General features: G+C 55.9%; 13 protein-coding genes and 3 tRNA genes. 6 read left to right on the top strand and 10 right to left on the bottom strand.

Annotated elements, in window-relative coordinates; all coding sequences use genetic code 11:
* The first annotated feature begins 88 nt into the window (after positions 1 to 88).
* Positions 89 to 547, top strand: a complete 459-nt coding sequence (locus KO116_RS04795; RefSeq protein WP_052703727.1) for an META domain-containing protein — start codon at positions 89 to 91, stop codon at positions 545 to 547.
* Positions 548 to 777: 230 nt separating this feature from the next.
* On the opposite strand, the gene KO116_RS04790 is transcribed toward KO116_RS04795, so the two are convergent.
* From KO116_RS04790 to KO116_RS04760, 7 genes are all read right to left on the bottom strand, one after another.
* Positions 778 to 853 (bottom strand) — tRNA-Thr (locus tag KO116_RS04790).
* A gap of 72 nt (positions 854 to 925) precedes the next feature.
* Positions 926 to 1,000 (bottom strand) — tRNA-Gln (locus KO116_RS04785).
* A 6-nt stretch (positions 1,001 to 1,006) separates the two neighbouring features.
* A tRNA-Phe gene (locus tag KO116_RS04780) sits at positions 1,007 to 1,082 on the bottom strand.
* A 215-nt stretch (positions 1,083 to 1,297) separates the two neighbouring features.
* Positions 1,298 to 1,573, bottom strand: a complete 276-nt coding sequence (locus tag KO116_RS04775; protein ID WP_008957624.1) for an oxidative damage protection protein — start codon at positions 1,571 to 1,573, stop codon at positions 1,298 to 1,300.
* A gap of 48 nt (positions 1,574 to 1,621) precedes the next feature.
* Positions 1,622 to 2,716 (bottom strand): A/G-specific adenine glycosylase, encoded by a 1,095-nt coding sequence (gene mutY, locus KO116_RS04770; protein ID WP_035555795.1) that lies wholly within the window; start codon positions 2,714 to 2,716, stop codon positions 1,622 to 1,624.
* 105 nt (positions 2,717 to 2,821) lie between these two features.
* Positions 2,822 to 5,161: an AsmA family protein gene (locus tag KO116_RS04765; protein ID WP_035555797.1), complete on the bottom strand. Its 2,340-nt coding sequence runs from the start codon at positions 5,159 to 5,161 to the stop codon at positions 2,822 to 2,824.
* Positions 5,162 to 5,644, bottom strand: coding sequence for a GNAT family N-acetyltransferase (locus tag KO116_RS04760; protein WP_008957627.1), 483 nt, complete (start codon positions 5,642 to 5,644; stop codon positions 5,162 to 5,164). It lies immediately after the preceding gene.
* A 229-nt stretch (positions 5,645 to 5,873) separates the two neighbouring features.
* Between KO116_RS04760 and hisB the strand changes: the two genes are divergently transcribed.
* From hisB to hisF, 4 genes are all read left to right on the top strand, one after another.
* Entirely contained in the window at positions 5,874 to 6,467 is a 594-nt protein-coding gene (hisB, locus tag KO116_RS04755) for an imidazoleglycerol-phosphate dehydratase HisB (protein ID WP_035555798.1), read from the top strand.
* 76 nt (positions 6,468 to 6,543) lie between these two features.
* Positions 6,544 to 7,185 (top strand): imidazole glycerol phosphate synthase subunit HisH, encoded by a 642-nt coding sequence (gene hisH, locus KO116_RS04750; RefSeq protein ID WP_035555799.1) that lies wholly within the window; start codon positions 6,544 to 6,546, stop codon positions 7,183 to 7,185.
* An 11-nt stretch (positions 7,186 to 7,196) separates the two neighbouring features.
* Positions 7,197 to 7,943: a 1-(5-phosphoribosyl)-5-[(5-phosphoribosylamino)methylideneamino]imidazole-4-carboxamide isomerase gene (gene hisA / locus KO116_RS04745; protein WP_035555800.1), complete on the top strand. Its 747-nt coding sequence runs from the start codon at positions 7,197 to 7,199 to the stop codon at positions 7,941 to 7,943.
* Positions 7,940 to 8,713, top strand: coding sequence for an imidazole glycerol phosphate synthase subunit HisF (gene hisF / locus KO116_RS04740; RefSeq protein ID WP_008957631.1), 774 nt, complete (start codon positions 7,940 to 7,942; stop codon positions 8,711 to 8,713). Before hisA ends, hisF begins: the two co-directional genes overlap by 4 nt.
* 56 nt (positions 8,714 to 8,769) lie before the next feature.
* On the opposite strand, the gene KO116_RS04735 is transcribed toward hisF, so the two are convergent.
* Complete coding sequence (locus KO116_RS04735) at positions 8,770 to 9,372, bottom strand: YjaG family protein (RefSeq protein ID WP_035555802.1); 603 nt, start codon at positions 9,370 to 9,372, stop codon at positions 8,770 to 8,772.
* A 123-nt stretch (positions 9,373 to 9,495) separates the two neighbouring features.
* Between KO116_RS04735 and KO116_RS04730 the strand changes: the two genes are divergently transcribed.
* Positions 9,496 to 10,185: a type 1 glutamine amidotransferase gene (locus tag KO116_RS04730; RefSeq protein WP_035555804.1), complete on the top strand. Its 690-nt coding sequence runs from the start codon at positions 9,496 to 9,498 to the stop codon at positions 10,183 to 10,185.
* Between the two features lie 18 nt (positions 10,186 to 10,203).
* Here the strand turns inward: KO116_RS04730 and mnmH are convergent, their stop codons facing one another.
* Both mnmH and selD read right to left on the bottom strand, forming a co-directional pair.
* Entirely contained in the window at positions 10,204 to 11,292 is a 1,089-nt protein-coding gene (mnmH, locus tag KO116_RS04725; protein ID WP_035555806.1) for a tRNA 2-selenouridine(34) synthase MnmH, read from the bottom strand.
* Entirely contained in the window at positions 11,289 to 12,326 is a 1,038-nt protein-coding gene (gene selD / locus KO116_RS04720) for a selenide, water dikinase SelD (protein ID WP_035555808.1), read from the bottom strand. Before selD ends, mnmH begins: the two co-directional genes overlap by 4 nt.
* Between the last annotated feature and the right edge of the window lie 5 nt (positions 12,327 to 12,331).

Below are 12,331 nucleotides of genomic sequence, written 5' to 3'. Positions count from 1 at the left end.
GATGATTCATAGGGTGGACAGCCCGATAAGTTATCTACCTAACCAAGCAAAACCCAAATACACCGCCACCTGAATAAGGAGTAATGCGTTGATTCGGCAGCTAACGCTTTACGTATTGATCAGTATTCTCTTTGCTGCCGCTGGCTGCTCATCGACGACATTTGGTAACCACGAGACAATGGAGCCCCCGGATGAATCGTTAATCAATACGTATTGGAAGCTGGTGAGGCTTGATGGCGCGCCGATCATCGCCCAAGAGAACTTTCGAGAAGCCCACATGGTGCTGCACCAAGATGCTTCGCGCTTAGCAGGTGCCACCGGCTGTAATACGCTAATGGGCAGCTATCAAGTAGAGAACGAACACATCGCGTTCAACCAAGTCGCCGCCACTAAAAGGGCCTGCCCGGTGCCCCAAATGGAAACTGAGCGCACTTTTCTAGCCGCCCTCAAACAGGCAACCGCATGGCGTGTGGAGGGCGCAAGGCTTGTACTATCGAGTGATAACAATGAACCGTTGGCTAGCTTTGAAGCGGTGCATCTTTATTAAATCAATGAACGGTATATCTAATCGTTATTATTAAAGCTATAAACCGCACGACTGTTAAGACACAGACTCTGACAGAAACACACCGCGGTATAGCCCTTTATCCACACCCTGATAAAAACAGAGGTGTGGATAACCTACGTGTAGATACTTTTTAGGCGCGTACGAAAAAGCCGCCCTTTCGGACGGCTTAATCTAATTCTCTGACGCTTAACTTTTAACCACTTTTTCAGTGGTGCCGACACCAGGAGTCGAACCCGGGACCTACTGATTACAAGTCAGTTGCTCTACCAACTGAGCTATGTCGGCGCTTCACGTTTTCTTGAGAACATGATTGCTTCGCTGTTAGGCTTTGCAATCAACAAGAAATCTTGTTGGCAATGGCTGGGGTACCAGGATTCGAACCTGGGAATGCCGCTACCAAAAAGCGGTGCCTTACCACTTGGCGATACCCCAGCAGTGTGGTGGCCAGAGACGGAATCGAACCGCCGACACGGGGATTTTCAATCCCCTGCTCTACCAACTGAGCTATCTGGCCGCTGCCAACGGTGCGTATTAAACTAAAAACGCCGCTTTTCGTCAACACCTTTGTGAAACTTTCTTGCGAGACGGATGCTTAGGAGTGTTCTGCTCTACACCGGTGCGATGAGAAGCATGCGCTGCGGAGTCTTCCCATCTAAGCCTGGCCCTACTCATTACAAGTCAGTTGCCCTGCTTTTCACATGGCAGAGAAGCGATAGCGGACCTGCAAAGTCATGCCTGAGTGGGCGGTACATACCCTTCGGCCTGATCGGTTTCCTGATTGTCCAGGAAGCGCTGCATCTGTTCCATAAGGTAGGCACGTGATTCAGGGTCGAGCATGTTGAGGTGCTTCTCATTGATCAAACGCGTTTGCAGCGACTGCCACGCTTCCCAGGCGGGCTTGGAAACGGTCGCCTGAATCTCCTGGCCCTGCTTACCCGGCAAGGGCGGAAAGGGCAGCGCTTCGAGCTCTTTCTGGTACTTGCGGCAAAAAACCGTGTTACTCATAACGTACTCCTCTTGAAGTGACTGGTTACTTATAGCCCCAGATAACGCTTAGGCGTGGCCTGGGGTGGGATTGAGGGTAAATGGCGTTAGCTGGCTGAGCAGCGCTTTAACCGGGGCTGCCAAGCCCAGCGCGGGCGGATGGTTGATGTCGTACCATACGCCACTTTCGCGTACACCACCCAGCCTATCGCAGGTCACGGGTTGCGGGGTAATTTCCAGGCGAAAATGGCTGAACGTATGGTGAAAACTGGGCGCCGCACGTTCACGCGCGGGGTTAACGGCATGAGCTTCCAGCCAATCGTTGAGCTCGCTATGCTTGTCAAACTGCGGCAGGCCCCACAGCCCACCCCATAAACCGCTAGGAGGGCGCTTTTCCAGCCATACCCGGCCTTCCGGGTCACGCAGCATTAGCATGATCGTTTGTCGTGTGGGCAGCGCCTTTTTGGGTTTGGATTCCGGGTAGCGCTGGGGCTCACCGCGCGCATAGGCCAAACAAACATCGTTAAACGGGCAACTTGGGCAATCTGGCTTGCTGCGTTTGCATAGCGTGGCGCCAAAATCCATGATCGCCTGGGTGTAATCCGCCAGCCGCGCTGTTGGCGTGTAGTACTCGGCCAGCGCCCACAGTTTTCGCTCCACGGTAGGCTTGCCCGGCCAGCCGGGCAGTGCATGCAGCCGGGTGAGCGAGCGCTTTACATTGCCATCCAGAATGGCAGCCCGCTCCCCTCTACTTTGCGCAATGATAGCGCCTGCGGTGGAACGGCCAATGCCGGGCAGTGCCACCAATTCGTCAATACTGTCTGTTGGCAATTTGCCACCATGCTCCGCCAACGCAACTTGGGCGGCTTTATGCAAGTTGCGCGCACGGGCGTAGTAGCCAAGCCCTGTCCAGAGGTGCAGCACTTCATCCTGCAGCGCGGTAGCGAGTGCCTCCAGGGTGGGAAAGCGCGCCATAAAACGCTCGAAGTAAGGAATGACGGTGGTGACCTGGGTCTGCTGCAGCATGATTTCCGACACCCAGACGCGATAGGCGCTGCGTGGCGACTGCCACGGCAGGTCGTGACGGCCGTAACGGTCGAACCAAGCCAGTAGGCGTTGTTGAAATTCGTCTGCCGCCAGCCGCGGTTTGGGCATATCTGCCATGCACGCTCCTTAAACAGAAAGGGGGATCAAAGGGGCTAATAAAAAAGCGCCGGCGGTTAGGCCGGCGCAGCACTTATCGGTTCAGTTTGCTTGGGGTGAGAATGCTCAGTTAAACAGGCCGCGCAGCCCGTCACGCAGCTCCTTCCCAGCGCCTTCGCCTAAACGCTCATCCAACTGGTCCAATGTATCGCCTAAACGCTCCTCCAGCTCTTCATTGACGCGCTCGCCAGCTTCGTTGCGCAGCAGGTCGACTACCGCCGCCTGGAATGTTTCACGGTCAAAGCGGCACCACTCAGTGCGCTCACCGCCTAAATGTCCTTCACAACGAACGGGCAGCGGCAGTTGCTCCAAGCGGGGATTCACCTCACAAGCCGCGTCGGCGGTGTCTACTAAGCGGGCATTCGCCTGGGTGTTAAAATTCATACTGGTAAGATTGAGTTCGCCCTCCCCCTGAACATCAATGCCGGGCAGAGTGATCAGTAGATCGTCGCTCTCGACTAAACCATTGCTGATTTGGAAGGTGGCATCGAAACGCTCAAAGCGGGTATCGGTGTGCCATTCGCGCAGCGTGCCCTCGCCTCCTAACTGGGCTACCAGTTCACACATTTGCTGGGAAATGTTGGTATTTAAAATAGCCCCATCGTTCAGACGAGCCGTCAGGTCCCCATTAAGGTTGCTGATGAGCGCTTCGCGGCTATTGCCTTGACTCGTAAGGCCGCCAGATAAATTAAAGCGACCGCGCAGTGGTGACGGCTCCTCTCCTTCGCTGATGGCTTCAATCAACGGTGCCACCTGAACGCTGTTAATGGTTGGCGAAAGCGCCCATTCCAGAATAGAGCCCGTGGCATCGACTTGACCGGTAGCGCTGAGCTCGCCTTCGTAGAAGCCCGACTCAAATGCCGTTAGCCGGTGAATACCGTCGTCACCACGCAGTTGTAAGCTAGGGTTATTGAACGTTAATCCTGCCAAGATGAGGTTATCGACGCTTAAATCACCCTCAAGTGACAGCCGAGTAAGAAGCGATTGCGGCACTAATGTGCTGGAAACCTGAGCAAAGGCTTTACGCAGCAGGCTACGGCTAGCCTGCTCGGCGGTAGCGGCACCGGGTAGATAGCGATCCAGATCCAATTGATCACCGGCTAAATCAAACGCTAGGCGCGAGCCATCCAACGCGGCGGTCAGCTCGCCAGTAAAGGTGCTTTCATCGACCACCAACGAGAGGCTAGACAAAGAGAGTTGCTCAGCATCCCCTTCAATAGGGCTGGTCATGGCCACATCGCTAAGTGCGGCCTCGCCCGCTGTGGTGAGCGTAATGCCAGCACGAGTCAGCCAGGGGCGCAGCGTAAACGGGGCCGCGGTTAACTGACCGCGATAGCGTGGGGCATCGCGCAGTTGCTCAACATTGAGGTGGCCACTAACTTTTAGGCCATCCGGCCCGGTGAGCTGCAGGTTTTTTAACTGCGCCGTTTGTGCTTGCCAATCACTCTCCAGACCAAAGGCAAGTGCCAGCGCCAGGCTACCTTGCCAGTTATCCGCGTTGCGCAGGCCTGCTTCAAGCACCCCTTCTGTGATCGAAAGCTGTTGCTCCCCCATGCGGGCGACCAATTCAGCCGCTTTTAAGCTGAGCTGTTGTGGTTCGCTCCCTGCACCTTGCGTCGTTCGCGTGGTTAGCGCCATATTTTCCAGCACGAAAAGCTCGTCTGCCAAGCCAAGCCGCACGCGGGTTTCGAGATTGATCTCGCTGCTCAGGTCAGGGGTGCGCTCCAGCACTTCGGCATCCAGCCGGTTATGCTTGGTCAGCGTAAACATTGCCTTGAGCGGGAAGGCGCGCACCGGGTTGACGTTACTGCCTGAAATATTGAGTTGCTGCATTCGCCACAGCGCTTCGGTTTGTGCATCGCGGAAACGAATATCGGCATTCTTCACTTCGACGCTGGCGATGCTCAACACCACTGCCAGACTTCCCGCATCAGCATTAGGCCCTGCACTGGCGGGCGCCAACACCGTTTCAGCGGTGCCGTCGTTATGCTCGGAGAGTCGCTCCAGCAAGGGTTCCCAGTTGCCTTCGCCTTGAGCGTCGCGCTCTAAATTAAGGCGCATACCGTCCAGCGTGAGGCCGTCTACAGCAATTTCTCCACGCAGTAGCGGACCGAATGCTACGCTGACTTCGGCACGATCAATGGCGGCGAAGGCGGCACTTTCTTCAGCTTGCTCGGGCAGCCAGGCACGGGCCTGTTCTACACTCACACCGATACGAGGATAGAATGACCACGTAATGGGACCTTCCAGCGCAAGATTGAGCCCGGTTTGCTCTTCCACGACAGCCGTTAAACGAGGTTTGAAATCTTCGGGGTCCAGGAAAGTGGTGACATACACCACGGCGGCGACCGCAACGATGGCAATAATACCGACCGCTGCCAGCAAAATACGTAATAGCTGTTTCATTTACCCTTTCCCTTGTGGGTCTAACTCAACAAAATCGCTGGTGGCGGGCATTCCCGGCACTGGCGTTTCTGGATTGGTCATAGGCCGGTAGCCTAATTTGGAAAGCAGCACGCGGTCAGCCAATGGTAAGGTGGAAGTTTCTATCCGCAATACACGGCCTTCCTGTTTGGCTTGCTCGCCAAGCAGCGCCATTAAGCGCGAACCGACGCCACGGCGGCGCGTAGTTTTACGCACACAGAGCTCAGACAACCACCACGCCCGGTCTTCGCCTTCTTGCACGGCGACAGCCCCCAGCAGCCGATCATTGAAATGGGCACAGGCAAAAAAATGCTGACCTTTAAAATGTTGTTCAATAAATGGCTCAACCGTTGGGGTGGGCATGCGCTCTTGGGGCGCATCCTCATAAATGCGCATTAGGTCAAGGCGCACTTGCTCATCGGCTTCCCAACGGGCCTGGTCGACGTGGTGCAGTGTCACCGGCATGGTGAAATCCTCTTCGCCAAAGCAGCCTGGCTGCTATTTCTGCTGCAATTGATTGCAGCTACATTTCGCGCATTGTAGCGGATGAGGGCGCCAATTCACTATAATGGTTGCTTCGCCACAGGTTATGCCCTGATCCACAGTGGTAAGTTGATACAAAGCCACCGGCCATTTCACAGGATCGTTCCTCAGGGTAATCCCTCAGAGTGCGCCTTAGCGCAGGAGATGCAACATGTCAGCGCGTATTGCCACGGTTAGCCGTGACACCAACGAAACCCAGATCAACGTCAGCGTCAATCTCGACGGCGAAGGCCGTCTTAGCTGCCAAACCGGCGTTCCGTTTTTGGATCATATGCTTGATCAAGTTGCCCGCCATGGGATGATCGATCTCGACATCAATGCCACTGGCGACCTGCATATTGACGACCACCATACCGTAGAAGACCTGGGTATTACGCTAGGCCAGGCTTTTTTTGAAGCCATTGGCGATAAGCGCGGCATTTACCGCTATGGTCACGCCTATGTACCCCTTGATGAAGCACTCTCTCGGGTGGTGATCGACTTTTCCGGCCGGCCGGGGCTTTACATGAATGTTGAGTTCACCCGAGATACCATCGGTAGCTTGGACACCCAGCTGTTCTGGGAGTTTTTCCAAGGCTTCGTCAATCACGCTCGCGTGTCGCTGCATATCGACAACCTCAAAGGCTTTAATGCTCACCACCAGGCAGAAACGATTTTTAAAGCCTTCGGCCGAGCGCTACGTATGGCCGTGGCGGAAGACCCCCGCATGGCAGGCCAAATGCCCTCCACCAAAGGGAGCTTGTAATGCTGCGCTATGTGACGAGCTATGTGACAAGCGATGCCGCTAGCTACTATCCCTCTACCTCCACAAGGAGCGCTTCATGACCATTGCTGTGATCGACTATGGAATGGGCAACCTGCATTCCGTGGCCAAGGCGCTGGAGCATGTGACGCATGAGAATGTAGTCATCACCCGCGACCCGCGACGTATTCTTGGCGCGACGCGCTTGGTGCTACCTGGCCAGGGAGCTATTCGTGACTGCGTTGGCGAGCTTGAGCGCACCGAGTTACGCGGGCTGGTGGAGGATATTCTCACCCGTCAGGCCAAACCGCTGCTGGGTATCTGCGTGGGTCAGCAGATGTTGCTGGAGCGCAGTGAAGAGAATGGCGGCGTTGAGTGCCTGGGCTTTTTTAAAGGCAGCGTGGACCGTTTCCCTGGTGATATGCGCGACGCCCACGAGCAGCGTTTGAAAGTACCGCACATGGGCTGGAATGTTGTCGAGCAGCATCACGACCACCCTCTGTGGGCAGGTATTGATAACCGTGAGCACTTCTACTTCGTGCACAGCTACTACGTAAATGCGGATGACGATGCCCAGGTGTTTGGTACGACCCAATACGGCAAGGTAAACGCCCATGTCGCGATTGGTCGAGATTCGACCTTCGCGGTGCAGTTTCACCCGGAAAAAAGTTCTCGCGCGGGCCTTCGCCTGCTTGAAAACTTTGTCACCTGGACGCCCTGAGAGGATTTTGTATGTTGGTAATTCCCGCTATTGATCTCAAAGACGGCCAGTGTGTCCGGTTGAAGCAGGGTCGCATGGAAGATGCGACCTCCTACGGTGATGACCCAGTAGCCATGGCCGCACGCTGGGTAGAGGCTGGTGCCCGCCGCCTTCATTTAGTCGATTTGAACGGTGCTTTTGAAGGTAAGCCGGTGAACGGTGACGCAGTTACCGCTATCGCCCGTGCCTACCCGAACCTGCCGATTCAAATTGGTGGTGGCATTCGCAGTGCGGAAACCATCGAGCACTATTTAAGTGCCGGTGTCTCCTACGTGATCATCGGTACCAAGGCAGTAAAAGAGCCCGACTTCGTTGGCGAAATGTGTCGCGCCTTTCCAGGCCATGTGATTGTTGGGCTTGATGCCAAAGATGGCTATGTCGCCACCGACGGCTGGGCTGAAGTATCAACGATCAAGGCGACTGAGCTGGCCAAGCGCTTCGCTAACGATGGTGTCTCCAGCATCGTCTACACCGACATTGCTCGCGACGGCATGATGCAAGGCGTCAACGTCGAAGCCACCGCTGCGCTTGCCCGTGAAGGCGGCTTACCGGTGATTGCTTCCGGCGGTGTGACCAACCTGGACGACATCAAAGCACTCTGCGAAGTTGCCGATAGCGGCATTTTGGGTGCGATTACCGGCCGGGCAATTTACGAAGGCAGCCTGGATGTCGCCGAAGCACAGCGATTGAGCGACCAGCTAACGGGAGGCGGTTCATGAGCCTCACCAAACGCATTATTCCCTGCCTGGACGTCGATGCCGGGCGCGTAGTCAAAGGCGTCAATTTCGTAGGTATCCGCGATGCCGGTGATCCGGTGGAAATTGCCCAGCGTTATAACCAGCAGGGCGCCGACGAGATCACCTTTCTCGACATTACCGCCAGCCACGAAGACCGCGACACAACGGTGGAAATGGTTGAACGCATTGCTGGCGAAGTGTTTATTCCGCTGACTGTGGGCGGCGGGATTCGTAGCTGTGACGATATTCGCACCATGCTGAACGCCGGGGCGGACAAAGTCTCGATCAACACCGCCGCGGTCACCAACCCTGAGTTTGTGCGCGAAGCTGCCGAGCGTTTCGGTAGCCAGTGCATTGTGGTGGCGATCGATGCCAAGCGCGTCTCGAAAGAGGGCGAAACACCCCGCTGGGAGATATTCACCCACGGTGGCCGCCGCCCCACAGGCCTTGACGCCGTTGAGTGGGCGAAGAAGATGGTGGAGTTCGGAGCGGGCGAACTACTGCTCACCAGCATGGATCGCGACGGCACCAAGATTGGCTTTGACCTGGGCGTGACCCACGCGATTTCTGAAGCGGTGAGCGTGCCAGTGATTGCCTCTGGCGGTGTAGGCAACCTGGATCACCTGGTGGATGGCGTACTGAAAGGCGGTGCCGACGCGGTGCTGGCCGCCAGTATTTTCCACTTTGGCGAATACACCATCCCTGAAGCAAAGCGCTACATGGCCGAACGCGGTATCGAAATGCGGCTTTAGTTTTTAAGAGCATATCTTTGAGAACATAGCCTTTAAAACGTAAGCCTGCCGGGGCTTTAAGCCCCGGTATCTTCAAGCGATAAGCCAAGATTACTGACCCCACCGTTGCGCCCTAATTCACGCACCTCTTTTAGTGCCGCTTTATCCAGCGGTTCGCTGACCATTTCCAATACGGCATCCTGGAAGTCGTTCTCGTCGGCCATCAGCGGATGGTCGCGAATAATCAGCGCCAGTTTTTGTGCGTCAACCTCACCTTCAGTGAGCTCTATAAAGGCACGCACGCCCGCTCGGGATGTGCGGCTAACATCCAGCACGGCCTCTGGGGAGTCGCCTTGTAGGGTGTCCAGCAGCGCCGAGACCGATACCACTGCATCCAGTGCACGTCGAGCGCCAAAGCTGTCATCCTCTTCGGAAGGCTCACATTCGGCGAGCTTCTCCGCTTGGCGAGCAAAGTCGATACTGGCATTGGGCACATTAAGCCGTTCCCACACCAAACTCAGCACGGTACGCAGCGTATGGCTATCGCCATGGCCTGTGGTTTGCTCATACAGCACATAGTTAGGCAGCAAACGCTCACACAGCGCCGCCATAAAGGCTTGCTGGGCCGGTAGTGGGAGTTCTTGCAGCCGTAAATAAAAGCCCTGAGGTTTCGGCACCATACTGATTTCCTGGATCGCTTTACGTGGGATATTGGTGAAATGTGGCGGGTACGTTATCGTCTCTCTACGCTTGGGGCGATCCCCTAACGCTTTGATGATTGTACGGCCGGCGAGGAGATTACCATGCATATTCATCTGCTACAGCACGGCCCTGACCATGGCCCCGCCCGTTTAACTGACTGGCTTACCAGTATGGGTCATAGTTACACCGTTTTTCATCTCTATGCTGGCGAGTTAACGCCCCGCCCAAACGAATCTGATGCACTGATTGTACTTGATGGGCCTGAAACGCTACTCAGCCAATCACCAGCGTGGTTTAAAGCAGAAGATAAACTGATCAACCGCTACTTGGATGGTCAAAAACCGTTATTGGGGATTGGCATTGGCGCTCACTGGATAGCACAAGCGCTCGGCGCAGTGGTAGCTCCCGGCACTTACGCTGAAACCGGGTGGCATACGGTCACCCTGGCACCGGAAAGCTCACTGGATTTGCCCGAGTCGTTTTGCGCCTTTATGTGGCATCGTTATGTCTTCAGCTTGCCCGATGATGCCTTTGCCCTGGGGGGCAGTGAAGCCGCACCGCTGCAGGGGTTTACCTGGGATAGCGGCCGCGTCATCAGCCTGCTATGCCATTTGGAAGCCACGCCTGCCAGCGTTAACCACCTGTTGAGCGAGGCCGAGCGGCCCAGCGCCTCACCTACCGCCGCCCGCTATGTTCAGGACGATGCGCAAATCCTTGAGGATGCCAATCGCTTTATTCATCTAGCACCGCTGCTTGACCGCGTGATGACCCAGTGGTTAAAAACGAACTAACAGCACCCCGTGCAGCCATTATCGGTTCCACTGCCTGGCAACCGCCAGGCAGCTCTCCCAATCACCGACATGGATTTCTGGTGGTGTGCTCTCGCGCTGCTTGTCTAAATGATAGCGGTAAAGCGGGTCGTAGTACTCGGTAAGCAGTGGCGCGAGCCACGCTTCATGGGCCTGAGGATTACCGTGGGCATGCTCGTTAAACGCCAGTGCCTGAAGCCGCTGCAAACGCTGCAGCCGTGCATTACCCAAACGCTTGCCCAGACGGATCAGCGCATTACTTAACTGCGCCTGCATCAACTGCCAGCCCTGATAGGCGCCATAGCGAGCGGCATAGGCCTGCTCTAAATCGATAATGTAATCCTGCTGAATTTGAGCAAGGCGCCAATCCAGCGGCATTTCGATACGCACACGGGGCGCTTGCTGCAATGCTCGCCAGAAGCTCAAGGGAATATTGGCACTGCCAATCTGGCGGGACTCATCTTCGATAACCAGACTTTCAGTTAAGCTGATTAATCGTTTGGCCAGCGCATGCTCAAAATTGATTTGTGTGGCAGGCTCTTCCGGCCTGCGCCCGAAAGCAGAGCCTTTATGGTGCGCGAAGGCTTCGAGATCAACGCCGTTATCGAGCTGATTAATCAACGTCGTTTTTGCACACCCAGTCAGCCCTGCGACCACCAGTATCGGCTGCAGCGCGGCCGTCTCAATACGCTCACATAGCGCTTGGCGCATGGCTTTCCAACCACCCTCCAAGCGTGGTCTTGAGATGCCGGCATCTTCTAACCACTGCTGAGCAATTTGTGAGCGCAGCCCACCGCGAAAGCAGTAAATCAATGCATCTGGACGCTCGGCTAAATACGCCTGCCACGCTGCAATTCGAGCTTGCTTGACCTCACCGCTGACTAAGCGTTCGCCTAACGCAATCGCCGCGGTTTGGCCCCGCTGTTTATAGGCGATACCTACCTGATGACGCTCAGCGTCAATCATTAACGGAAGATTGACGGCGCCAGGCAGTGCGCCCTGGGCAAACTCGACCGGGGCGCGCACATCGATTAGCGACTGCTCTTCTTTGATTAAGCTTAATACCGCTGGTCGGGTGGCTAACGTCACCCGACCACCTCAATAGAGGCTTTACCTTGGCGCGCTTTCATTACCCCGAATGAGTGTAACGACAGGCCGAATTCGCGGCCAATGCGCTCAACGTCATCTTCCCAGGCAGGATCGACACTAATGAGCAGTCCGCCAGAGGTTTGTGGATCACACAGCCACTGCCAGTGGGCTTCATCCATGGCGGGCAAACTCTCCCCCAGCGCATCACGATTGCGCAATGTGCCGCCAGGCACTGCGCCTTGGCGACGGTAGGACTCTGCCTCGGCTAAGCGCGGCAGCTTACGGAAATCAATCTGGGCCATCACATTACTGGCCTGGCACATTTCGGCAAGGTGGCCGGCCAAGCCAAAACCGGTCACATCAGTCATGGCGTTCACCCCTTTCACATCGGCAAGCTTTATGCCAATGCTATTAGGCTTGAGCATGGTTTCGCGGGCAAGGCCATGGTGGCCCATTTCCAGCAAGCCACGCTTTTCGGCGGTGGTTAACATACCGATACCCAGCGGCTTGGTTAAGAACAGCAGATCACCAGGTTTGGCGGTGCTATTAAGCTTGAGCTTGTCTAGATCGACCAAGCCGTTAACGGCCAACCCGAAAATGGGCTCTGGGGCATCAATAGAGTGGCCACCGGCCAGGGCAACACCTAATTCCCGGCACACCGCCTGCGCGCCGGCCATCACATCACCAGCCACTTCAGCGCTAAGCTTATCCAACGGCCAGCCTAGAATGCCTAACGCCATTACCGGCGTGCCGCCCATGGCGTAAACATCGCTGATCGCATTGGTCGCCGCGATACGCCCAAAATCAAAGGGATCATCAACAATCGGCATGAAGAAATCCGTGGTGGCGATCATGCCGCGGCCATCGCCCAGATCATACACGGCAGCATCTTCGCGTCCTTGATTGCCGACAATAAGCTGCTTATGGCCCGCAGTTGGCCCCGCTTTGGCTAGAATCCCATCCAGCACGTCCGGGGCAATTTTGCAGCCGCAGCCGGCGCCGTGGCTATATTGGGTCAAGCGAATCGAACTCATCGTGG

The organism is Halomonas sp. KO116 (assembly GCF_000734975.2).
In the GTDB taxonomy this organism is placed as follows: Bacteria; Pseudomonadota; Gammaproteobacteria; order Pseudomonadales; family Halomonadaceae; genus Vreelandella; species Vreelandella glaciei.
Note: the sequence above shows the minus strand (reverse complement) of the source record. Positions and strands in the feature narration are given on the sequence as shown.